We start from the raw sequence: 23001 nt of genomic DNA, 5'->3' as shown, positions 1-23001 counted from the left end.
CGCGGCCTAGCGCGCATCGGTCCGGCCGCGCCGGTCGCCGCGCAGGCTGGCATACAGCACATGGTTGCGCCACCGCCCGTTGATCTGCAGAAAGCTTTGCGCGACCCCCTCGTACTTGAAGCCCGCCTTTTCCAGGACGCCGCGGCTGGCGGCGTTCTCGGGCAGGCAGGCCGCCTCGATCCGGCTCAGGTCAAGCGGGCCGAAGGCATGGGCCACGACCGCGCCGATCGCCTCGCCCATGAATCCCTGCCGGGCAAAAGGCGCCCCGATCCAGTAGCCCAGCGTGCCCATCTGGGCCGGGCCGCGGCGGATGTTGTCCAGCGTGATCGCCCCCAGCAGGACGCCGTCGCGCCGCACCATGAACAGCGGCAGGGCGGTGCCGCCCCGGCTGGCGCGGCCCGCCCAGTAGACGCGGTTGGTGAACGCGCGCCGCGACAGGTGGTCGGCGTGCCAGACCGGCTCCCACGGGGTCAGGAAGGCGCGGCTGTCCGCGCGCAGCGTGGTCCAGGCCGAAAAATCGCCGTGCGTGGGCAGGCGCAGCACCATTCGCTCGGTTTCCAACCGGGGCGAACGGCGCCGGGCAAACATCAGGCGGCCAGCCTCTGGGCCAGTGCCTCGCGCGTGGGGGCCTTTCTGACCGGCCCGTAGAGCGCCAGCGCCGGCTGCGCGCGCCCGATCAGACGGGCCGCATGGTCGCGCACCTCGGCCGCGGTCACGGCGTCGATGCGGCCCGCCACCTCGGTCACGTCCGGCACGCGCCCCCAGATCGCCAGCGTGCGGGCGATGCGCTCGGCCTGGTTGGACGGGCTTTCCAGCCCCATCAGCAACCCGGCCTTGAGCTGCGCGCGCGCCCGCGCCACCTCGGCCTCGGTCAGGTCGTCGGCGGACCGCCGGATCTCGTCGATGGTCAGGTGCGCCAGGTCGGCCAGCTGGTCGCCCGAGGTGCCGGCATAGATCGTGACCATGCCCGTGTCGTCATGAAAGCCCGACTGGGCAAAGATCGAATAGCACAGGCCCCGGTCCTCGCGGATCTTCTGGAACAGGCGCGACGACATGCCGCCGCCCAGCGCCGCCGTCCAGATCTGCGCGGCATAGAAATCCGGCGCCAGATAGCCCGGCCCCTCGAAGGCCAGCGCGAAATGCGCCTGCTCCAGCCGCTTGACCCGCCGCTGCTCGGTGCCCTGCCAGCGGGCCGGCTCACGCTGCGCGCCGATGACCGGCGACAGATGGCCGAAGATGGTGTCCGCCTGCCGCACCAGCGCGTCATGATCGACCGCGCCGGCGGCTGCGACGATCATCTGGCCGGGGCCGTAATGCTCGGCGACAAAGCCCGACAGGTCGTCGCGGGAAAACCCCGACACCCGTTCCACGGGGCCCAGGATGGTGCGGCCCATCGCCTGATCGGGATAGGCGGCCTCTTGCAGCCAGTCGAAGATCACGTCGTCGGGCGTGTCCATCGCCTGCCCGATCTCTTGCAGGATGACGCCGCGTTCGACCTCGATCTCGCGCCCGTCGAAGGACGGATTCAGCACGATGTCGCCGATCACGTCCAGTGCCAGCCCCACGTCACCCGCCAGCACGCGCGCGTAATAGGCCGTCACGTCGCGCGAGGTATAGGCGTTGATGTAGCCGCCCACGTCCTCGATCGCCTCGGCGATCTGCAATGCGCTGCGCCGCGCCGTCCCCTTGAACGCCATGTGCTCCAGGAAATGGGCGATGCCGTTCTGCTCGACGCGCTCGTCGCGCCCGCCGGCCTCGACCCAGACGCCGACAGACGCGGAATGCAGGCCGGGCATCAGCCGGGTGGCGACCCGTAGGCCGTTCGCAAGGGTGGTGATCTGGACGTCGCTCAAGCCGCTCTCCGTTCAAAGATCAGTGACTTAAGCGCCTCGGCGTCGTTTTCAACCCGCGTCACGCGCTCGGGCAACTCAGTCAGCCGCGCCATGTGGGGGGGCAGCGCGGGGCGGATGCCAATGGCCTGGTGGACCGCGTCGGGGAACTTGGCCGGGTGCGCCGTCGCCAGCGTGATCATCGGCGTGCCGGCGACGCGGGTGCGGTCGGCCACCTCGATCCCCACCGCGGTGTGGGGGCAGACGACCTGACCGGTCTGGGCGCGGACGCGGGCGATGGCGGCCAGCGTCTCGGCCTCGGACACGCGGCCCGACAGGAACTGCTCGCGCAGGCGGTCCAGCGCCCCCTGGCTGATGGTGAAGGCGCCCGACTTCAGCGCCTCCATCAACTGGGCCACGGCACGCCCGTCGCCGTCATAGGCCTGGAACAGCGCGCGTTCAAAGTTCGAGCTGACCTGGATGTCCATGCTGGGCGAGACCGACGGCTCGACCCGGCCGACGGTGTAGGTGCCGGTCCGCAACGCCCGGTCCAGGATGTCGTTCTGGTTCGTGGCGATCACCAGCCGCTCGACCGGCAGGCCCATCTGGCGGGCGATCGAGCCCGCGAAGATGTCGCCGAAGTTGCCGGTGGGCACGGTGAAGCTGACGGCGCGCCGCGGCGCGCCCAGGCTGACGGCAGCCGTGACGTAATAGACCACCTGCGCCAGCACGCGCGCCCAGTTGATCGAGTTCACGCCCGCCAGGCCCACGCCGTCGCGGAACGCGTGGTCGTTGAACAGGTCCTTAACGCGTGCCTGCGCGTCGTCGAAGGTGCCGGAAATGGCCAGCGCGTGGACGTTGGCGTCGTCGGGCGTCGTCATCTGCCGCCGCTGCACCTCGCTGACCCGGCCGTGCGGATACAGGATGAAGACGTCCACATTCGGCAGGCCCCGGAACGCCTCGATCGCCGCCGATCCGGTGTCTCCGCTCGTCGCGCCGACGATGGTGACGCGCCGCCCCTCGCGCGCCAGCGCGATCTGGAACAGCTGGCCGATCAGCTGCATGGCAAAGTCCTTGAAGGCCAGCGTCGGGCCGTGGAACAGCTCCAGCAGGAAATGCCCCGGGGCCAGCTGCACCAGCGGCGCGCGGGCGGCATGGCCGAACCCCTGATAGGCGCGGCGGATCGCCTCGCGCAGCTCGGTTTCGGAAAAGCTTTCCGCGACGAAGGGCTGCATCACCCGGAACGCCGCATCCTCGTAGCTGATCCCCTCGAACGCGGCGATCTGGTCGGGCGACAGCGTCGGGACCGTCTCGGGCACATACAGCCCGCCGTCGCGCGCAAGGCCCGTCAGCATCGTTTCGGCAAAGGGCAGGACGGGGGCGGCCCCGCGGGTCGAAATGTAACGCATCGAATGATCCTAGAACCGGCGTTGCCTGATACGCCAGATCAGCGCCGCTGTCATCCCTGCCCAGACCACGGCTAGGCCGAACCACTGGACCGCATAGCCCAGATGGTTGTTGGGGATACCCTCGATCCCAACCGGGATCGGCGACACGCCCTGGGCGTCGCCCGTGACGCGGCTGGCCACGACCAGCACCGGCTCGGCGCCCAGCGCCGCGGCCATGGCGGGCACGTCGCGGGCAAACCAGATGTTCTCGGCCCGGTTGGGCGCGGGGGTCGCGCTGCCCGTCTCGTCCGGCCAGTGCAGGTTCCCCTCGACCCGCAGCGCGGTGGGCGGGCGGGGGGCGTGGCGCGCATCCTCGGGCACGAAGCCGCGATCGAGCATGATCCGGCGGCCCTCGTCGGTGACAAAGCCGGACAGGATGCGATAGCCGCCCCCGGATTCGCGGGTTCCGCCCAGCACCAGCAGCTCGTCCCCCGTGGTCGTGCCGGACACCGTGACGGGATGGTACTTCAGGGACGGATCGACGGCGGCGGGCAGCGGGCCGGGCGGGGCGTCGATGCCGCGCTGGATGTCGGCCAGCAGCCCCGCCTTCCACTCGGCGCGTTGCAACTGCCAGACGCCCAGGGCGACCAGGATGGCGCAGCCGACGATCCCGAACAGCAGCGGCCCCAGATAGCGGCGCATCCTAGCCCCCTGCCCCATGGATCGGCGAAAGCCCCCGCCACGCAAAAAGGCGCGCAGGCATCGCCCCGCGCGCCCGCACCGGACCAGGGCCGGTCAGCGGCCCCAGATGTAGATGGCGGCGAACAGGAACAGCCACACCACGTCCACGAAGTGCCAGTACCAGGCGGCCGCCTCGAACCCGACATGCTGGGTCTGCGTCATCTGCCCGCGCATGAACCGCACCAGGCAGACCAGCAGGAAGATGGTCCCGATGATGACGTGGAACCCGTGGAACCCCGTCGCCATGTAGAAGACGCCGCCGTACACGGTGTCCGACAGCCCGAACGCGGCGTGGCTGTATTCATAGGCCTGCAGGATGGTGAAGCAGACCCCCAGGATCACCGCCACGATCAGGCCCCGGATCACGGTCTTGCGGTCGTTCTCGTGGACCAGCGCATGGTGCGCCCAGGTCACGGCGACGCCCGACAGCAGCAGGATCAGGGTGTTGATCAGCGGCAGGTGCCAGGGATCGAACGTCTCGATCCCCTCGGGCGGCCAGACGCCGTCCTTGATCGGGGACATCTCGCCCATCGGGTACAGCGCATTCTTGAAGAACGCCCAGAACCACGCGGCGAAGAACATCACCTCGGACATGATGAACAGGATCACGCCATAGCGCAGGCCGATTTGGACGACCGGGGTGTGATCGCCCGTCTGCCCCTCGTGCACCACGTCGGCCCACCAGCCCCACATGACATACAGCACGCCCGCAAGGCCGATCAGGAACAGCCAGGGCGTCCCCGCCTTCATCCACAGGACGGCGCCCGTCAGCATGGCAAAGACGCTGATCGCGCAGATGAACGGCCACAGCGAGGGCTGCAAGATGTGATAGTCATGGTTCTTGGCATGGGCCATGTCGGCAGTCTCCTCGGGGTCGTCGTGTCAGTTTACGGCAGGGGGCGCGGCCCCGTCGAGCTTGGCCTCGGCCGATTTCGTCGGCTCGGACCGGAAGAAGGTATAGCTGATCGTGATGTCGCGGATGCGGCCGGCGTCGCGGTCGGCCACGATCGCGGGGTCCACGAAGAAGGTCAGCGGCATCTCGACCCGCTCGCCCGGCGCCAGGGTCTGCTCGGTGAAGCAGAAGCACTCGATCTTGTCGAAGAAATAGCCGGCCGCGTCCGGCGACACGTTGTAGCTGGCGGTGCCGGTCAGCGTCTCGCCGGTGGTGTTGATCGCCTCGTAAAAGGCGAGGCCGGTTTCCCCGATGCGCAGCGTCATCTCGCGCTGCACGGGACGGAACGTCCAGCCGAGGTTCGGCATCACGTTGGCGTCAAAGCGGATGCGGACGGTTTCGTCCAGCACGTCCCCCGCGTCCGGTGACGCAGTGGCGACCTGCGGCGTGCCCGCAAAGCCGGTGACGCGGCAGAACCACGAATAGAACGGCACCGCCGCCCAGGCCAGCGCCCCCATCAGCACGACGACGCCGACCAGCCGGCGCACCAGCCGCGCGTTGTGCGCTGCCGGGGCGGTCATGGCGTCACCCGTGGGGCCGGAACACCGGGCGAGATGACCGGGACCGACGCAGGCTGGCGCGCAGGCGCAGCAGGGTCGGCCGGCAGGACCGAGACGCGGGGCTGGTGGTCGAACGCCTGCATCAGGTCGCCGTTGCGGATCTTGGCGACCGACAGGCCGAAGACCAGCGCCACGAAGGCCACCAGGACCAGTGCCAGGCCGACGTTGCGGCTGCCCCGGCGACGGTGCAGGTCGTGTTCATGCGCGATGCCCATCACAGGCCCCCCATCACATGCTGGATCGCCAGCGCGGCGAAATGCGCCGCCAGATAGATCAGCGACAGGCGGAAGAACGCCTTTTCCACGCGGTAGCCATCCGCCTGCGCCGCCGTTTCGTCCCGGCGCAGGATACGCCACCCGCCCGCGATGAACAGCGCGTTCAGCACCAGCGCCACCGCCAGATACAGCGGCCCCCCGATCGAGGTCAGCCCCAGCCACAGCGCGAAGGGCGCCAGAACCAGGGTATAGGCGAAGATATGGCGCCGCGTCACCGCCCGGCCATGGGTCACCGTCAGCATGGGCACGCCCGCGCTGTGGTAGTCTTCCTTCATGAACAGGGCCAGCGCCCAGAAATGCGGCGGCGTCCAGAAGAAGATCAGCGCGAACATCAGCATCGATTCGATGCCGATGCCGCCGGTGGCGCAGGCCCATCCGACCATGGGGGGAAAGGCGCCCGCCGCCCCGCCGATCACGATGTTCTGCGGCGTCCAGCGTTTCAGCCAGATCGTGTAGACGACCGCGTAGAAGAAGATGGTGAAGGCCAGGAACGCCGCGGCGAACCAGTTGGCGGCCAGCCCCAGCATGACCACGGCCAGCCCGGACAGGAACAGGCCGACGCCCAGCGCCTCGTCGGGGGCCACGCGGCCGGCAGGGATCGGGCGGCGCCGGGTGCGGTGCATGACCGCGTCGATGTCGGCGTCGTACCACATGTTCAGTGCGCCGGACGCGCCGCCCCCCAGGGCGATGAACAGGATCGCGCAGAACCCGACGAAGGGGTCCACCGGCACCGGGGCCACGAACAGCCCCACGAAGGCGGTGAACACCACCAGCGACATGACCCGGGGCTTGAGCAGCGAGACATAGTCGCCGAACTGCGGCTCGGCGGCACAGGACTGTGCGGCCGAGCCGTGTTCGTATGAGCGGATGTCCGTCACGCCGGTCAGTCGGCCAGTGCCAGCCGCACCGACGGCTTGGGCAGGACGTCGCCCGCGTCGGCGGCCAGGGTCGTCTTGGCCTCGGCCAGCCAGGCGTCATACTTCTCCTGGCTGACGGCCTTGACGGTGATCGGCATGTAGGCGTGGTTGATCCCGCACAGTTCGCTGCACTGGCCGAAGTACACGCCCTCCTGCGTGGCCTGGAACCACAGCTGGGCGATCCGCCCCGGAACGCCGTCCTGCTTGACCGCGAACGCGGGCATCGCCCAGGAATGGATCACGTCCGTCGCCGTCACCTGCAGCAGCACCGTCGCACCCACCGGCACGACGACGGCGTTGTCTGTCGCCAGCAGATAGTCCTGCTCCTCGTAGCCGGCGTCCGCCAGCTCCTCCTTCGCCAGCATCAGCGCGTCGAAGGCGATGCCGTCGTTGGGGTATTCATAGGACCAGTACCACTGATGGCCGATGGCCTTGATGACCAGGTCGGGGTTCTCGGGCATCTCCTGCGACCGGAACAGCGCGGGCAGCGAAAACACCCCGATGACCAGCAGGATCATCACCGGCACGACGGTCCACAGGACCTCGACCGGGGTGTTGTGGGTAAAGCGCGCGGGCACCGGGTTGCTGCGGCGGTTGAACCGCGCGATGCACCACAGCAGCAGCAGGCACACGAAGATCGTCACGGCGGTGATGATGTACAGGACGAAATTGTCCAGCCACTGCTGTTCCACCGCCAGAGGGCTGGCCGCCGGCTGAAAGCCCGTCTCGCCGTTCACGGGGCGGCCGATGACCGGCAGATCGCCCAGAATGTCTTGTGCCATGACCGGGGCGGCCGCCATTGTCCCGATCAGCCCTGCCGCAGCGCGCGTTGCCCAGTTTGCCATTCGTCGCCTTCCCGTATCCTGTCATCGCCTGGGGGTGCGACTCGCACGCGGCCACAGGCGGTCCTCCCGCCCCCCCTTTCGGTCCCTGATCCAGAACCACATCTCGCCCAGCCGGACAAGCCTGCTATCGACTTGACCGGAAAAAAGCCGTAGGGCCGGGACCCAGCATGCATGATCCATTCGACCCGTTTTCTCGCCTGATCGACCCCGACCGGGCCTTGTCCGTGCTGCGCGACGCCACGGCCGGCGCCGACGACGGCGAACTGTTCCTGGAACGCGCCCGCAGCGAGGTGCTGGCCTTCGACGACGGCCGGCTGCGCAACGCCAGCTATGACGCGGCGCAGGGCTTCGGCCTGCGTGCCGTGCGCGGCGCGGCCACGGGATACGCCCATTCCACCCGGATCACGGCGGACGCGCTGGACGACGCGGCCGCGATGGCGCGGCTGGCGGTGGGCTGCGGCGGCGGCGTGATGGCCCCCCCGCCCGCCGGCCCCGGCCCGCAGCTTTACGGCGACGGCGATCCGGTCGAGGGGATCGACATGGCCCGCCGAATCGCCACGCTGCGCGAGATCGACGCCCATGCCCGCGCCCTGGACCCGCGGGTCGTGCAGGTAAGCGCCTCGCTCGCCTCGTCCCTGCAGGAGGTCGTGATCCTGCGCCCCGAGGGCGACGTCTTCGCCGACGTCCGTCCGATGGCGCGGCTGAACGTCTCGGTCATCGTGGAATCGAACGCGCGGCGTGAAACGGGCACGGCCGGCGGCGGCGGGCGCTTCGGGCTGTCGGCGCTGATAGACCCCGGCCACTGGCAGGCCCTTGTCGCCGAGGCGCTGCGCATCGCGCTGGTGAACCTGCGATCCGTTCCCGCGCCGGCCGGGGTGATGGACGTCGTCCTGGGCCCCGGCTGGCCCGGCATCCTGCTGCACGAGGCCGTGGGCCACGGGCTGGAGGGGGATTTCAACCGCAAGAAGGCCTCGGCCTTTTCCGGGCTGATGGGTCAGCGGATCGCCGCGCCGGGCGTCACCGTGGTGGACGACGGCACCCTGCCCGATCGCCGCGGCTCGCTGAACGTCGATGACGAGGGCACGCCCCCTGCGCGCAACGTGCTGATCCAGGACGGGATTCTGGTCGGCTACATGCAGGACCGCCAGAACGCGCGCCTGATGGGGGTGGCCCCCACCGGAAACGGCCGCCGCGAAAGCTTTGCCCATGCGCCGATGCCGCGGATGACCAACACGCTGATGGAGCCGGGCGCCGACGATCCGCAGGCGATCCTGTCGGGCCTGCGCGACGGCATCCACGCGGTCGGCTTCGGCGGCGGTCAGGTGGACATCACGAACGGCAAGTTCGTGTTTTCCTGCACCGAGGCTTACCGCGTCCGCAACGGCCAGGCCGAGGAGCCGATTCGCGGTGCGACGCTGATCGGCGACGGGGCGACGGCGCTGCAGCGGATCGGCGCGATCGGCAACGACCTGCACCTTGACCCCGGCATCGGCAACTGCGGCAAGCAGGGACAGTGGGTGCCCGTGGGCGTGGGCCAGCCCACGCTGCTGATCGGCGGCCTGACGGTGGGCGGCTCGGCCGCCTGACCGGGGCGGCCCTGCGCTTTCGGGACCTGCGCTAACGTCTTCTTAACCATTGCCGGTGCACACAGGCCCTGCGGATGAGACAGGGCCGGGCGATGAAAGACGGATTGTTTTCTTTCCATTCCCCCCCCACCACGAGGGAAGACGATCTTGCCGTCCTTCGCCTCATCCGTTCCCGGCGGGTCGGGCCGGCGACCTTTCACCGGCTGATTGCGGAACACGGCACGGCCTCGGCCGCGCTGCAGACCCTGCCCGCGCTGGGGGCGGCGGCCGGACTGGCCGACTATGCCCCCTGCCCCCCCGGCGCAGCCCAGGCCGAACTGGCCGCCGGGCAGCGCGCGGGCGCGCGGCTGCTGCGCTGGGACGATCCCGATTACCCGGCCGACCTGGCGCGGATCGACGATGCGCCGCCGGTGCTGTGGGTCGCGGGCGACCTGTCCTGCATGACCCGGCCGCTGGTCGCGGTGATCGGCGCACGCAGCGCGTCCGCGCTGGGGCTGCGGATGGCACGCGGCTTGGCCGGGGCCTTGGCCGACGCCGGCGTGACCGTCGTCGCGGGCCTTGCGCGCGGCATCGACACCGCCGCGCACGAGGCGTCGCAGGCACAGGGCACCGTGGCCGTGATGGCCGGCGGCATCGACGTGATCTATCCGGCCGAAAACGCGGGGCTGGCCCGCGCGATCACCGACCGGGGATGCCTGATCACCGAACAGCCGCCCGGAACCGCGCCCGTGGCCCGCCATTTCCCGGCCCGCAACCGGATCGTGTCCGGCCTGTGCCGCGGCGTCGTGGTGATCGAGGCCGCGCACCGCTCGGGCAGCCTGATCACCGCAAGGCTGGCGCTGGACCAGGGGCGAGAGGTTCTGGCGGTTCCGGGCCATCCCATCGATGCCCGGGCGTCGGGCTGCAACGCGCTGATCCGGGACGGCGCGACGCTGGTCCGCAACGCCGAGGACGTCATGGCAGCCCTGGGGCTGGAGCCCGCGGCCGACCGCGCCGCTGTCGCCTCGTCTGTCGTCCACAGCGCCGCGCGGGGCGCGCGACCGGCGTCGCGGCCGCGCCTTGCGGCGGGGGCAGGCACCGCTCGGTCGGGTGACCAGGGCGCCGAGGCCCACGCCGCCGTCCCGGTTCGCCCGCACGACGCCGATCGCAAGACGGCCGTCCCGCCTGCACGCGCAGCCCCGCGGGATGCGGGCGGCCCGGTGGCGCTGGAACAGCGCCTGCTGGGACTGCTCGGCCCCTCGCCCACGGACGAGAACGTGCTGATCCGCACGCTGGGCGTCGCCGCCGCGGTCGTTGCCCCGGTGATCCTGTCGCTGGAACTCGACGGCCGCATCACGCGCCTGGCGGGCGGCCGGATCGCACTGGCCGTCTGATCCCCCCCGGCGGGCGCAAGGCACAGACGGACGGCCCGTGGGTCGGCCCGAAAGCCGGCCCGACCCTGATGGGCGCGGGGACTCGTCGGGGTTGACGGAACGGCGCCCGTCCTTGGGGCCTTGGCCGTCCGCGACGCCGTCCGCCTGCAAGCGGCGCAGGATCAGGCTGCCACGCGACCCGGAGGTGCCCGGCCTGCCGCCCGGGTCAGGCCGCGGCGACCAACGCCGCAGGCGGCATCGCGCGCGGCCCCCTCTGCAAGATCACATACCCTTCCAAACGGTTCGACAATCGCGCGGGTCCGAAGGCGTAGGCCCGAACATTTCGATGCACAGCCTGCCGCAGGATCAACGCCGTTGGCCGCGCTCCGCCTTGCGGCAGACCCCCGCAGCCCGTCCGTGCACCGTGTCCGGGCGGCCTGTGCGCTGCGTCTGGGCCGCAGCCTTCCGGAACGCCACGGGGGTGGCGCCCCGGGGCATCGGTCACGCCGCTCCGACGGCTGCCATGAGCACCCCCTTGGCCTAGGGCGCGACCGGGATGATCTGTGCGGGTCCGTCGGCGCGCCCTGCGGGGGCGGACAGGTCGCGAAACGGATCGCCCTGGGCCAGGTCCTCCATCGGCGGTTCGGCGGCAAAGGCCCCCTGCGCGGACAGGGTCGCGGCGGTTGCGCCTGCGGGCCGCGCGGCCGCGTTGGCGGGTCCTGCCGGCGCACGCGGGGTCAGGCCGCCCGCGCGGGGGTCGTGGTCGTCGGGGGCCGCGGCCGCACCGTGCGGGCGCGCGCCTGCCGGGAACAGGCGCAGGGCATGGCGGCCTGAAAGCTCGCCCAGGCGTCCGCGCAGCAGCGGCTGTCCGGCGGTGGTTTCCAGCGCCGCCATGTCCAGCACGTCCTGCGGCAATGCGATGCGGTCGCCGGGCGCCAGCGCGCGAAGCTCGCCCAGGGACATCCGGCGGCGACACAGCACCGCGTGCAGCGTCAGGGGCGCGGTCCGCACCGTTTCGGCAAGGCCGCCAGAGGGCGGGGTCGTCGCCGCGTCCCCGGGGTCCCCGCGCGGCGCGTCGCAGGCAGGGGCGGCCAGCGCGGGAACGACCGCGGGCACGGGCAGCGCCAGAAATATCATGCCGTCGCGTTCGCCCGCCGGTCCTGCGCGCAGATGCGCGTCGATGCGGCGCAGCGGGACGTCGTCCAGCAGCAGTGCCAGCGGGCGGGGATCGTCAAGATGGCTTGCCACGCGAAAGCGGCCCAGGTCCTGAAACCCCGCCAGCCCGGCCAGTTCGTCCGCAAGCTCCGCCAGGCAGGCGTCGGTGAAATCGCCGCAGATCACCGCATCGGTGCGCGTGGGCCGCCGGTCGGGGGCCGCGCGCGCCGAGATCCGCCCCATCGCCTGCGTCTCGATCAGCGAGGTCAGCAGCCCGGGGCAGATCGCCACGACCCCCAGCGCGTCGCCCGCACCCTGCACCACCAGGATCAGCGCACGGTCGGGGATCACCTCGGCCAGTTCTGCGACCAGCGCGTGACCCGTGGCGATGCGGTCGAAGAACAGCGGCAAGCCGTGCACGCGATCGGCGGCCCGCCCGATCGCCGCGGCAATCGCGCGGTCGGCAGACCGCGGCGGGGCCGCCGGAGCCGCGGCGGGCGCTGCCGACTGCGCCCGTCGGACCGCGCGCCACAGGGCCGAAGCCCCGGCCCGGCCGTCATCTGCCGCTTGTCCTGCCGCCTGCATCGGTGTCCGCCCGAATCGCCCGTCCGTTCCCGGCAGACTGGCAGCGAATGCTTGCGAAAGGGTTTACGGGCCCCCGGCGCCGCAAGCGGACGGCTCAGACAGACAGGCCGTGGCGACCCGCAAGGTCGGTGAAGAACTGCCAGGCGACCCGGCCGGACCGGGCGCCGCGCGTTGCCTGCCACTCGATCGCCTCGGCCCGCAGGATCTCGGGGTCCGGCGCCAGCCCATGGGCCGCGCAATAGCCCCGGATCATCGCCAGGTATTCGTCCTGCGCGCAGGGGTGGAACCCCAGCCACAGGCCGAAGCGGTCCGACAGCGACACCTTTTCCTCGACCGCCTCGCCGGGATGGATGGCGCTGGCCCGTTCGTTGTCGATCATGTCGCGGGGCATCAGGTGCCGGCGGTTCGACGTGGCATACAGCACCACGTTGTCCGGCCGCCCGGCCAGGCCGCCGTCCAGCACCGCCTTCAGCGACTTGTACTGGGTGTCGTCGTGCGAAAACGACAGATCGTCCGCGAACAGGACAAAGCGGCGCTCGGATTGCGCCAGCATGGCCAGCAGCCGCGCCACCGAGTCCAGATCCTCACGGGCGATTTCCACCAGCACCAGCGGCAGGCCCCGTGCCACCGCCTCGGCGTGGACAGCCTTGACCAGGCTGGATTTCCCCATCCCGCGCGCACCCCACAGCAGGGCGTTGTTGGCGGCGTGCCCGCGCGCGAATTGCAGCGTGTTGGCCAGCAGCGTGTCGCGCGCCCGGTCGATGCCCAGCAGTTGCGCCAGCGGCACGCGCGCGACGCGGGGGACCGGCTCCAGCCGGTCGGGCGCGGTATGCCAGGCATAGGCGTCAGCCTCGGCAAAGCTGGGCGCGGGCGCGGGCGGCGGGGCCAGCCTGTCCAGCGCGTCGGCGATGCGGTTCAGGGCGTGGCCGGTGGTGCCGGCGGGCGCAAGGTCAGTCGTCATCGACCCACAGGCCCTCGGCCCGCAACTGGGCCTCGCGCTTGGTCTCGATGCGTTTGACCAGCTGGATCGCGACCTCGTAGAGGCCGTAGATCACGATGAACAGCACGACCTGGCTGATCACGTCGGGCGGCGTCACCATGGCGGCCAGCACCAGGATGATGACCACCGCATAGCGCCGCATCGACGACAGCCCCGCCGCCGACACAAGCCCCGCCTTGCCCATCAGCGTCAGCGCCACGGGCAGCTGGAACGACAGGCCGAAGGCCAGGATGAACTTGGTCGTCAGCGACAGGTATTCGCTGATCGAGCCCTGGAACACGATCCCCGCCATCTGCGGCTCGGTCACAACCGGGGCCTTGGGGTCGTCGGGCAGTTGCAGCGGGCCGCTTTGAAAGCCCAGGAAAAAGTCGAAGGCCCAAGGCAGGATCACGAAATAGGCGAAAGCGCCGCCCAGCATGAACATCACGGGGGATGCGACCAGGAACGGCAGGAACGCCTGTCGTTCCGACCGGTACAGCCCCGGCGCGACAAAGCGCCACAGCTGATAGGCGATCACCGGGAAGGCCAGGATGAAGCCGCCGAACATCGCGATCTGCATGGCCAGGAAGAACCCTTCCTGCACCTTCAGCATGATCAGGCCGCATTCCTGCCCGCGCTTGGCCAGGGCGCCACAGATCGGATGCGTCAGGACGTTGAAGACCGGCTGCCAGACGAAATAGCACAGGACCGCCGCGATCACGAAGGCCAGCACCGACCAGATCAGGCGGTTGCGCAGCTCGGCCAGATGCTCGATCAGCGGGGCCGAGCTGTCGTCGATGTCTTCGGTCGTCTTGGCCACCGCTCAGCCTCGCTCGCTGCGGCGCACCGCGTGCAGCCGGCGCGCGCCCGGCGCATCGGCCGGCACGGGCGCGCCCGAGGCGGCGGACGCCTGGGCCAGCGTCGCAGGCGGGGGGGATGGCGGGACAAAAGGCGCAGCCGATGCGGCAGCGGATGATGCCGCGGCGGGCGACGCCACGGGCATTGCGGCGGCCGGCGGCGTCATGGGCGTGGACCCGGCGGCCCCCGCGGGCGGGGCGGCGTCGGGGTCGGGCACGGCGCCGGTCTGGTCGCGCATCGGCTGCAACGGGTCCCATTTCTCGAACTTGTCGGCGGCGCGGCCCAGCGCATCGAGGCCCATCGCGCGGGGACTGGTCAACTTCTGCAGGTCGCGCAGTTCCTTGCGGGTCTCGTCCAGGCCGGACGCCTTGGCCGCGTCTTCCATGGCCGAACTGAACTCGCGCGCCATTCCGCGCGCGCGGGCCATGATGCGGCCCAGCGTGTGGAACATCATCGGCAGGTCCTTTGGACCGATCACGATCAGCGCCACGACGCCGATCAGCAACAGCTCGGTCCAGCCGACATCCAGCATTGCGCGTCCGTTCCGGCGTTACAGGCGGGCGTCGTCGCGGGGCGTGACGTCGCGCAGCCCCTCGGCGGCGCGGGCGCGGGCGCGGTCGGCCTCGGCCTGGACGCGATCGGCCTCGGCGCGGGCGCGTGCGGCGGCGGCGTCCAGATCCTCGGTGGTGCGGACGGCGGCGATGGTCGCGCGGTCAGCGGCCGGGGTGTCGGCGGCCCGTTCGATCTCGTCGGCGCCATCCTTGACGCCGCGCTTGAAGGCGGTGATCCCCTTGCCGACCTCGCCCATCAGGGACGAAACCTTGCCCCGGCCGAACAGGACCAGAACCACGATGGCGATGAGCAGGAGCGCCATGGGTGAAGGTGCGTGCATCTGTCTCTCCGTATCCCTGGGGCGCGCATGACGGGCGGCCCCTTGCGGCCGTGTTGCCGCCCCCTGCATATAGGGCCTGACAGCCCTGTCCGAAAGACCCAAACGCGGCGCCGAACGCCGCAGCCGGCGGCGCGCTGCCGCCCTGCCGGCGGGCGAACCGGGTGCGGGTTCCCCCTTCGCGGCAAGGGTGCGCCGGCCTGCCGATGGAACGTCGGCGCAACCGGCGCATTGGAGGATCACAGGAAGGCCGGGCCGAGGCTGGCAGCAGGGAACCGCACCGTCCGGCAGATCCGTTGCCACCAGGCGGAGGACGGGGGCAAGCCCGCCTTTCGGGATCACCGAAGACCCGCGCCGGGCGTCCCGGCCGGGCCTGCAACAGGGAAGCGGGTCGAATGAGCCATGACTGGGCGCGGCTGGTCTATCTTGTGGTCCTGGTGCTGGCGCTGGGCGGATTTCTGATCGTCGAGTTCCGCCGCAGCCCGGGCAGCACCCTGCGGGGCGTGCTGGCTTGGGTGCTGATCTTCATCGCGCTGATCGCGGGCGCTGGCCTGTGGGACGACCTGCGCCGCGAGGTTCTTCCCCATCAACAGGTCGTGAGCGCCACGCGCATCGACGTGCCGCTGGGCCGGGACGGGCATTTTCACCTGGTGGCCGAGGTCAACGGGGTTCCGGTGCGATTCGTCGTGGACACCGGCGCCAGCCTGCTGGCGCTGCGCGAGCGTGACGCCGAACGGGTCGGGATCGACCTGGACGCGCTGGCCTTTGCCGGGCAGGCGCGCACCGCGAACGGCGTGGTCGAGACCGCCGCGGTGCGACTGGACCGCATCGCCGTCGGCGAGATCGAGGATACCGGCGTGCCCGCTGTGGTCATCCGCGGCGACCTGCACCGGTCGCTGATGGGAATGGATTACCTGCGCCGCTTTGCGCGCGTGGGGTTCGAGGGGGACGTGCTGGTTCTGGAACGCTGACGGATCAGGCCTTGCGGTCCCATGTCCCGTCCGCCTCGGACCAGTATTCTGCACCGACGCCTGCGGCCGACAGGGCCCGCCACTGCGCGCGGGCAGCCTCGACCGCCGCGGGGTCGTTGCCGTCGAACACGATGCAGACCCGCTGGGCGGGGGCGCATTCCGCCGGATCGACGGCGGCCCCGTCCAGCGTGATCACGCAGTCTGCCCCGATGCCCGTGCCGCCGGTCGTCAGCAGCACCGGCTGCCAGGCGTCGTGCGGGCCGCCGGCCAGGCCGTGGGGCAGGAACCCCTCGGCCTGCCACAGCAGCTCGTCCAGCCGCGCCATCCGGGCGGCGTCGGTGCCGCGCAGCTCGACCCGCCAGCCGGCCGCGCGGGACTTGCCGATCAGCGACGGCACCAGCGCCTCGGCCGGCGAGCGCGTCAGGTGATAGAACATCGCCGCGCCCAAGGGCGATCAGCCCTGTTCGAACCGGTTGCGGATCAGGCGGTCCAGCGTCAGCACGCCCCAGCCGGTCGCGCCCTTGGGCGCCAGCGTCGTCTCGCCCGGCGGCAGGGTGACGCCCGCGATGTCCAGGTGCGCCCAGGGCGTGCCCTTGCGGACAAAGCGTTGCAGGAACTGCGCGGCCGTGATCGACCCCGCCGCGCGTCCGCCCGAGTTCTTGACGTCCGCCAGCCGCGACTTGATCAGATCGTCATAGGCGGGCGCCAGCGGCATCCGCCACAGTCCCTCGCCCTCGGCCTCGGCGGCCTTCAGCAGGTCCGCGGCCAGCGCGTCGTCGTTGGCAAACAGCCCCGCCTTGTCGTGGCCCAGCGCCACGATGATCGCCCCGGTCAGCGTGGCCAGGTTCACCACCGCCGCGGGGTTGAAGCGACCTTGGGCGTACCACAGCACGTCCGCCAGAACCATGCGCCCCTCGGCGTCCGTGTTGATGACCTCGATCGTGTCGCCCTTCATCGACCGCACGATGTCGCCCGGACGCTGCGCGCGGCCGTCGGGCATGTTCTCGACCAGCCCGACCAGCCCCACGACATTGGCGCGTGCGCGGCGCAGCGCCAGCGTCCGCATGACGCCCGCGACGACGCCCGCGCCGCCCATGTCCATCGTCATCTCCTCCATGCCCGCGGCGGGCTTGATGGAAATCCCGCCGGTGTCGAAGACGACGCCCTTGCCCACCAGCGCGAACGGCGGCTCGTCGCCGCCGCCCTGCCAGCGCATGACCACGACCTTGGATGGGCTTTCCGAGCCCTGCCCCACGGCCAGCAGGGCGCGCATGCCCAGGCGGGCCAGCTCGTCCTCGTCCAGCACCTCGACCTCCAGCCCCAGTTCGCGCATTGCCAGCAGACGGTCGGCGAAATCGGCGGTGGTCAGGACGTTCGCCGGTTCGTTCACCAGGTCACGGGTGAAGAAGATCCCCTCGGCGCGCGCCGCGCCGTCGCGGGCTGCGCGGGCCACGGCCTCGGGGTCGGCGCAGAGCAGGGTGACGCTGGCCTTGTCGGGCTGCGGCGGCTCGATGCTGTCCGCGCCGGGCGTTTCGTCGGGCGCCGCATCGGGGGTGGCGGCGGCGTCGGCGATCACCGCGTCCGCGGCGGCCCCGGTGGCCGACACCGACTGCGGCGGCATGGCCGGGGACTCGTCCGCCTCGGGGGCGCCCGCGCCGTCCTTGTCCGCGGACTTGTAGACGCCGAAGTCATAGCCGCGCAGCGCGAGGCCCAGGGCGATGTCCGCGGCCGACCTGTGGTTGCCCGCGACGACCGTGACCGCCCCCTTGCCCATGCGCGCGCCGATGGCGGCCCCGGCCTTGCGCGCCTCGGCCACGGTCGCGCGCAGGGGCAGGCGAACCAGCTGCACCGCGTCCACGGCCAGGCCCGCGGGGAACGCCACCTCCATCGCCGCGCCGGGCTTGATCGCGGCCCAGGATTTCGACGCCAGCGCGCGCCCCAGCGCCTGCTGCGCGACGCGCGGCAATCCGCGCGGCAGGCGGTTTTCTGCCCCCACGATCAGCGCAAGGCGGCCGGTGCGGCCGGCCAGATCGGCGTCGGCCGAGGGTTCGAAACGGATCTCGACAGGGTGGGTCATGGCAAGCCTTTCCTCGCTGCGCGCCAGACCCTAGCGGCCCGCTGCCGCCAAGGCCAGTGGGCGCAACCTGCGCCGGCCGCCCGCCGGGTGCAGCCCCCGCGCGACCATGACCCGCGCGCAGGATGGCCGGGCGCGCCCGCAGACCCGCCCGGCGTCACGGGGCTTTCGCGGTCGGCCGGGTGCGGCTAATCAGGGAACGCCGCGAAAGGTAGCCCATGGCCCGGATCGACCGTTACATGCTGACGCAGTTCCTGACGCTGTTCGGGTTCTTTGCGCTGGTGCTGGTGTCCGTCTACTGGATCAACCGCGCGGTGCAGCTGTTCGAGCAGTTGATCCAGGACGGCCAGTCGGCGCTGGTCGTGCTGGAATTCACCGCCCTGACGCTGCCGCTGGTGATCTCGCTGGTGCTGCCGGTCGCGGCGTTCGCGGCCACGGCCTACGGCACCAACCGGCTGGCCGGGGAATCCGAACTGGTGGCGATGCAGGCCGCGGGGCTGTCGCCATGGCGGCTGGCGCGGCCGGTGCTGATCTTTGGCGTGATGGTCGGGCTGATGGTCGCGGCGCTGGTGCACGGCATGGTGCCCATGGCGCGGGCCCGGCTGGCCGACCGGCAGGCCGAGATCGCGGAAAACGTCACCGCGCGCTTTCTGCGCCCGGGCGTCTTCCAGTATCCCGGCGACGGCGTGACGCTGTTCATCCGCGAAATCGCGCCCGACGGGCGCCTGCTCGACCTGTTCATCGAGGACGCGCGCGACCCCGCCCGCCAGACCATCCACACCGCCGAGGAGGCGCTGGTCGTGCGCGCCGACACCGGGCCGCGGCTGCTGATGATCCGCGGCATGTCCCAGACGCTGGAATCGCAGCCGGGCCAGCCGTCGCGGCTGTCGGTGACGCGCTTTGCCGACCTGACCTGGGACGTGGGCAGCGCATTCGCCTCGGCCGGCAGCAAGGGGCGCGACCTGCGCGACTATTCGACCGCGCGCCTGCTGTCGCCCGACCCTGCCCTGCTGGAGGCCACGGGCGCCAGCGCGCCGCGCGCCCGCGCCGAGGCGCATGAGCGTCTGGCCCAGCCGCTGGACGCGCCGGTCGCGGCGATGCTGGGGTTTGCGCTGCTGCTGACAGGGGGGTATTCCCGCTTCGGCGTCTGGCGGCAGGTGATCGCGGCGGTGGTGGCGCTGCTGGTGGTGCAGGCGCTGGGCACGGCCGCGGCCAGCCGCTCGGCGGCGGACCCGTCGCTGTGGCCGCTGCTCTATGGGCCGGCGGTCGCGGGGGGCCTTGGCGCCGCGGCGGCGCTGGCGCTGGCCGCCAGTCCCCGCCGTGCCCGCCGACCCGCGCCGGGGCGCCTGCCGGGGACGGCGGCATGATCCTGTCGCGCTATCTCGCCCGGCGGTTCCTGCGGATGCTGCTGCTGATCACGGCGGTCTTCGTGGCCATCCTGTTCCTGATCGATGTGATCGAGCAGATCCGCCGCTTCGGGGACGAGGGGCTGGGCCTTGGCCGCGTGGCCTTTCTGGCCGCGCTGAACATCGCGGGGTCGGTCTATGGCATCCTGCCGCTGATCACCCTTCTAGCCGCGATCGCGCTGTTCGTCGCCCTGTCGCGCACGTCCGAACTGATCGCCATGCGGGCCGCGGGCCGGTCGGGCCTGCGGATCGTCGCCGCGCCGGCGGTCGCGGCGGCACTGGCGGGCGTGCTGGCGGTGATGGTCCTGAACCCGATCGTGGCCGCCACCTCCAAGCGGTACGACGCGGCCTCGGCCAACGCGGGGGCGGGCGTCGGGCAGGCCGTGTCGGTCGGCCGGGGCGCGGTCTGGATGCGCCAGGGCACGCGGGGCGCGGCAGACGGCGCGCGACGGGACCGGTCGGTCGGGGCGGACGACGCGCGCCGCGTGGTGGCCCAGGGCGGGCAGATCGTGATCCGCGCCGCCCGCGCCAGCCCCGATGCGACGGCGCTGTTTGACGCGACCTTCCTGATCTTCGACGCCGACCTTGGCCCCGTCCGGCGGATCGAGGCGCGCTCGGCCCGCCTCGGCGACGGCCGCTGGACGCTGAGCGGCGTCAAGGAATGGCCGCTGGATGCCCCCAACCCCGAACGCGCCGCGCGCACAGGCGAGCAGCTGACCCTGCCCACCGAACTGACCGCCGCACGCATCCGCGACGGCTTCGGCGCGCCCCAGGCGGTGCCGGTCTGGCAGCTGCCCGATTTCATCGCCGGGCTCGAGCGCGCCGGATTTTCCGGGCTGCGGCACCGGGTCTGGCTGATGCAGGAACTGGCCCGCCCCGCGCTGATGGCCGCGATGGTGTTGCTGGCGGCGGTGTTCACCATGCGCCCGCCGCGCGGTCGGCGCACCGGGGTGCTGGTGCTGGGGGCCTTCGCCGCCGGCGTGGGGCTGTTCTTCCTGCGCAATCTGGCGCAGGTGATGGGCGAGGCCGGGCAGGTGCCCGCCGCCGCCGCGGCCTTTGCGCCGCCCAGCGCCGCGGCGCTGCTGGCGCTGGCCGCGCTGCTGAGGCTGGAGGACGGATGATGCGCGACCCTGTTCCCCCGCTCCGGCCCGCGCCCCCTGCCGGGACCGGCCCCGCAGCGCCCGGCCCGACCCCGGCCGACGCGGCCCGGCGCCGCCCGGCCGCGCCCGCCGCGGGACAGTGCCGTGCTGTCCGCGTCCGTCCCGCCCGGCTGGCCGCGGGCGCACTCGCCGCCCTGCTGGCCGGATCGCTGCCCGCCGCGGCGCAGACCGCGGCCCGTTCGTGGCTGCCCATCCCCCTGCCCTGGTCGCGGGGCGCGCCCGCCCTGGCGCCCACCGAGTCCGGGTCGCGCGACGCGCCGCTGGCCGACGGCACCGCCCCTGCGGCCCTGCCCCCCGCGGCCGAGCCGCCGCCCGCGCGCATCGTCCTGCCCGACACCTCCCCCGAGGAGGCGGACGCCGCCACCCTGCTGGCCGACCGCGTCGATCTGTCCGGCGACCGGGTGCTGACCGCCTCGGGCGGGGTGGTGGTCTGGTTCCAGGGCGCGCGGCTGGTGGCCGAGCGTGTCGTCTATGACAGCGTTGCAGGCACGCTGGCGATCGAGGGACCGATCCATCTGTCCGAGCCCGACAAGGCCGGCACCCCGGACGAGACCGTGCTGGTGGCCGATGCCGCGCAGCTGGACGAAGGGTTGCGCGACGGGCTGCTGCAGGGGGCGAGGCTGGTCCTTGCGCGCGAGATGCAGCTGGCCGCGGCCGAGGTCCGGCGCACCGGCGAGGGGCGGATGACGACGCTGACCCATGTCGTGGCCTCGTCCTGCCAGGTGTGCGCGTCCGACCCGGTGCCGCTGTGGGAAATCCGGGCCCGGCGGATCACCCATGACGCCGAGACCCGCCGGCTGAGCTTCGAGCGCGCGCAGTTCCGCGCCTTCGGCCTGCCCATCGCCACGCTGCCCGCGTTCAGCGCGCCCGATCCCACGGTGGACCGGATGTCGGGGTTCCTGACGCCGCAGTTCCGCACCACCTCGCGGCTGGGATTCGGGGTCAAGCTGCCGTATTTCCAGACGCTGGGCGACAGCGCGGACCTGACCGTGACGCCCTATGTCTCGGCCAGCCGGACCGCCACGATGGAGCTGCGCTATCGCCAGGCCTTCACCGCCGGCGCGATGGAACTGACGGGCGCGATCAGCCGCGACGACATCCTGCCGGGCGAGACGCGCGGCTATGTCTTCGGCGCGGCCGCGTTCGCCCTGCCGCGGGATTACCGGCTGGGCGTGCAGGTCCAGACCGCGTCCGACCGCGCCTATCTGCTGGACTATGACATCACCGACGCCGACCGGCTGTGGAGCGGCGTGACGCTGGAGCGCGTGGCCCGCGACCGGCTGCTGTTGGCGCGGATCGGCAACTATCAGACCCTGCGCGACGAGGAGGACGACGAGACCTCGCCGGGGCTGGTCGCCAACGCCCTGTGGCAACGCCACTTCCGCCCGCCGGTGATCGGCGGCGAGGGCGGGCTGACCGTCTCGACCGGCGCCCATCGGCGCAGCGCGGGCGAGGACATCGTGGGCCGCGACATGGCCCGCCTGTCGGCGCGCGTGGATTGGCGGCGCAACGCCGTCCTGGGCGCGGGCGTGCTGGGCACGGTGCAGACCCGGCTGGACGCCGACCTGTTCCGCATCCGGCAGGACAGCCGCTTCGACAGCAGCGCCGCGCGACTGGACCCGACGGTCGCGGCCGAGCTGCGCTGGCCGCTGATGGCACAGGCAGGCGGCGCGGCCTATGTCCTGGAACCCGTGGCGCAGCTGGTCTGGTCGCCCGACCGCGACGACGCGGACGAGATCCCGAACGAGGACAGCCGCCTGATCGAGTTCGACGAGGGCAACCTGTTTTCCCTCAACCGGATGCCGGGATGGGACGCCCGCGAAACCGGTCTGCGCGCGAACCTTGGCCTGACCTGGACGCGCATCGACCCGACCGGCTGGTCGCTGGGGATCACCGCCGGCCGCGTGCTGCGCGACGGCATCGACCCCGTGCTGTCGCAGACCGGCAGCGTGCTGGGCGGGCGGCGGTCCGACTGGCTGCTGGCGGCGACCTACAACGGCAACAACGGCCTTGCCGTCGCCACCCGGGCGCTGTTCGACGACAGCTTCGACATCCACCGCAACGAGCTGCGGCTGGGCTGGCTGCGCCCCGGCCTGGAGGTTTCGGCCGGCTATCTGTGGCTGGACGCCGAGACCGAGGCGGACCGCGAGGACGACGTGTCCGAGGTGACTGCGACGACCGGCTGGCAGATGGCGCCCGGGTGGTGGGCCAGCGCCGAGGGCCGCTATGACTTTGCCGCCGACCGCGCGCAGACCGCCGAGTTCGGCGTGCAGTACCGCAACGAATGCGTCACGGTCGATTTCGCCGTCTCGCGCCGCTTCACCTCGTCCCAGGACGTGCGCGCCGACACCGGCGTCGGGCTGTCGGTGCGGCTGGGCGGCTTCGGGCGGGCGGCCGAGGACGACAGCGCGGGCGCGCGGACTGTGGCGCGGCGCGCCTGCGTGCGCTAGGGTCGCGCGCAAGACAGCGATGGGGATGG

General features: G+C 71.9%; 21 protein-coding genes and 1 pseudogene. 6 read left to right on the top strand and 16 right to left on the bottom strand.

All coding sequences use genetic code 11. From position 1 onward, the window contains the following. Positions 1-6: 6 nt before the first annotated feature. The 9 genes from DPQ23_RS06690 to coxB all read right to left on the bottom strand — a co-directional run bounded on the left by DPQ23_RS06690 (position 7) and on the right by coxB (position 7507). Positions 7-588 carry a GNAT family N-acetyltransferase gene (locus DPQ23_RS06690; protein ID WP_112873928.1) on the bottom strand — a complete coding sequence of 194 codons (582 nt, stop codon included), beginning with the start codon at positions 586-588 and terminating at the stop codon, positions 7-9. Beyond that, positions 588-1853, bottom strand: coding sequence for a M16 family metallopeptidase (locus DPQ23_RS06685; RefSeq protein ID WP_112873927.1), 1266 nt, complete (start codon positions 1851-1853; stop codon positions 588-590). The genes DPQ23_RS06690 and DPQ23_RS06685 overlap by 1 nt, the downstream gene beginning before the upstream one ends. Beyond that, positions 1850-3238 (bottom strand): threonine synthase, encoded by a 1389-nt coding sequence (gene thrC, locus DPQ23_RS06680; RefSeq protein WP_112873926.1) that lies wholly within the window; start codon positions 3236-3238, stop codon positions 1850-1852. The genes DPQ23_RS06685 and thrC overlap by 4 nt, the downstream gene beginning before the upstream one ends. A 9-nt stretch (positions 3239-3247) precedes the next feature. Further along, positions 3248-3919 (bottom strand): SURF1 family protein, encoded by a 672-nt coding sequence (locus DPQ23_RS06675; protein WP_112873925.1) that lies wholly within the window; start codon positions 3917-3919, stop codon positions 3248-3250. 93 nt (positions 3920-4012) lie between these two features. Beyond that, positions 4013-4813 (bottom strand): cytochrome c oxidase subunit 3, encoded by an 801-nt coding sequence (locus tag DPQ23_RS06670; RefSeq protein WP_112873924.1) that lies wholly within the window; start codon positions 4811-4813, stop codon positions 4013-4015. Between the two features lie 27 nt (positions 4814-4840). Then, on the bottom strand, positions 4841-5431 hold the full coding sequence (locus DPQ23_RS06665) for a cytochrome c oxidase assembly protein (RefSeq protein WP_112873923.1): 591 nt from the start codon (positions 5429-5431) through the stop codon (positions 4841-4843). Next, positions 5428-5685, bottom strand: coding sequence for a hypothetical protein (locus DPQ23_RS06660; protein ID WP_112873922.1), 258 nt, complete (start codon positions 5683-5685; stop codon positions 5428-5430). Before DPQ23_RS06660 ends, DPQ23_RS06665 begins: the two co-directional genes overlap by 4 nt. Next, positions 5685-6623: a heme o synthase gene (cyoE, locus tag DPQ23_RS06655; protein WP_420818568.1), complete on the bottom strand. Its 939-nt coding sequence runs from the start codon at positions 6621-6623 to the stop codon at positions 5685-5687. Before cyoE ends, DPQ23_RS06660 begins: the two co-directional genes overlap by 1 nt. Before the next feature lie 5 nt (positions 6624-6628). Next, positions 6629-7507 carry a cytochrome c oxidase subunit II gene (coxB, locus tag DPQ23_RS06650; RefSeq protein ID WP_112873921.1) on the bottom strand — a complete coding sequence of 293 codons (879 nt, stop codon included), beginning with the start codon at positions 7505-7507 and terminating at the stop codon, positions 6629-6631. Positions 7508-7674: 167 nt separating this feature from the next. On the opposite strand from coxB, the gene tldD reads away from it, so the two are divergent. Next, on the top strand, positions 7675-9093 hold the full coding sequence (gene tldD / locus DPQ23_RS06645) for a metalloprotease TldD (protein WP_112873920.1): 1419 nt from the start codon (positions 7675-7677) through the stop codon (positions 9091-9093). Positions 9094-9185: 92 nt separating this feature from the next. Beyond that, positions 9186-10466, top strand: coding sequence for a DNA-processing protein DprA (gene dprA / locus DPQ23_RS06640; RefSeq protein WP_112873919.1), 1281 nt, complete (start codon positions 9186-9188; stop codon positions 10464-10466). 519 nt (positions 10467-10985) lie between these two features. Here dprA and DPQ23_RS06635 read toward each other — a convergent pair. From DPQ23_RS06635 to DPQ23_RS16120, 5 genes and pseudogenes are all read right to left on the bottom strand, one after another. Then, positions 10986-12020, bottom strand: coding sequence for a FliM/FliN family flagellar motor C-terminal domain-containing protein (locus tag DPQ23_RS06635; RefSeq protein WP_162630662.1), 1035 nt, complete (start codon positions 12018-12020; stop codon positions 10986-10988). Between the two features lie 259 nt (positions 12021-12279). Beyond that, positions 12280-13146: an ATP-binding protein gene (locus DPQ23_RS06630; RefSeq protein ID WP_112873917.1), complete on the bottom strand. Its 867-nt coding sequence runs from the start codon at positions 13144-13146 to the stop codon at positions 12280-12282. Beyond that, positions 13136-13984 carry a twin-arginine translocase subunit TatC gene (tatC, locus tag DPQ23_RS06625; RefSeq protein ID WP_112873916.1) on the bottom strand — a complete coding sequence of 283 codons (849 nt, stop codon included), beginning with the start codon at positions 13982-13984 and terminating at the stop codon, positions 13136-13138. Before tatC ends, DPQ23_RS06630 begins: the two co-directional genes overlap by 11 nt. Positions 13985-13987: 3 nt before the next feature. Next, the gene (gene tatB / locus DPQ23_RS06620; RefSeq protein ID WP_112873915.1) at positions 13988-14554 is read right to left on the bottom strand and encodes a Sec-independent protein translocase protein TatB; all 567 of its coding nucleotides are present in this window, start codon (positions 14552-14554) and stop codon (positions 13988-13990) included. 180 nt (positions 14555-14734) lie between these two features. After that, positions 14735-14914 (bottom strand): annotated as a pseudogene (locus DPQ23_RS16120) (twin-arginine translocase TatA/TatE family subunit); the annotation flags it as partial. Positions 14915-15306: 392 nt separating this feature from the next. Between DPQ23_RS16120 and DPQ23_RS06610 the strand changes: the two are divergent. Beyond that, a complete protein-coding gene (locus tag DPQ23_RS06610; RefSeq protein WP_112873913.1) occupies positions 15307-15882 on the top strand; it encodes a retropepsin-like aspartic protease family protein in 576 nt (191 codons plus the stop codon). 4 nt (positions 15883-15886) lie between these two features. Here the strand turns inward: DPQ23_RS06610 and DPQ23_RS06605 are convergent, their stop codons facing one another. Both DPQ23_RS06605 and DPQ23_RS06600 read right to left on the bottom strand, forming a co-directional pair. Then, positions 15887-16330 carry a DNA polymerase III subunit chi gene (locus tag DPQ23_RS06605; RefSeq protein WP_112873912.1) on the bottom strand — a complete coding sequence of 148 codons (444 nt, stop codon included), beginning with the start codon at positions 16328-16330 and terminating at the stop codon, positions 15887-15889. Positions 16331-16336: 6 nt separating this feature from the next. Beyond that, a complete protein-coding gene (locus DPQ23_RS06600; RefSeq protein ID WP_112873911.1) occupies positions 16337-17959 on the bottom strand; it encodes a leucyl aminopeptidase in 1623 nt (540 codons plus the stop codon). Between the two features lie 215 nt (positions 17960-18174). Between DPQ23_RS06600 and lptF the strand changes: the two genes are divergently transcribed. The 3 genes from lptF to DPQ23_RS06585 are packed head-to-tail and all read left to right on the top strand — an operon-like array spanning position 18175 to position 22972. Beyond that, positions 18175-19323 (top strand): LPS export ABC transporter permease LptF, encoded by a 1149-nt coding sequence (gene lptF, locus DPQ23_RS06595; protein ID WP_112873910.1) that lies wholly within the window; start codon positions 18175-18177, stop codon positions 19321-19323. After that, positions 19320-20483: an LPS export ABC transporter permease LptG gene (gene lptG, locus DPQ23_RS06590; RefSeq protein WP_112873909.1), complete on the top strand. Its 1164-nt coding sequence runs from the start codon at positions 19320-19322 to the stop codon at positions 20481-20483. The genes lptF and lptG overlap by 4 nt, the downstream gene beginning before the upstream one ends. Then, on the top strand, positions 20483-22972 hold the full coding sequence (locus DPQ23_RS06585; RefSeq protein WP_112873908.1) for an LPS-assembly protein LptD: 2490 nt from the start codon (positions 20483-20485) through the stop codon (positions 22970-22972). Before lptG ends, DPQ23_RS06585 begins: the two co-directional genes overlap by 1 nt. Positions 22973-23001 lie beyond the last annotated feature (29 nt).

The organism is Paracoccus endophyticus (genome assembly GCF_003286075.1).
In the GTDB taxonomy this organism is placed as follows: Bacteria; Pseudomonadota; Alphaproteobacteria; order Rhodobacterales; family Rhodobacteraceae; genus Paracoccus; species Paracoccus endophyticus.
Note: the sequence above shows the minus strand (reverse complement) of the source record. Positions and strands in the feature narration are given on the sequence as shown.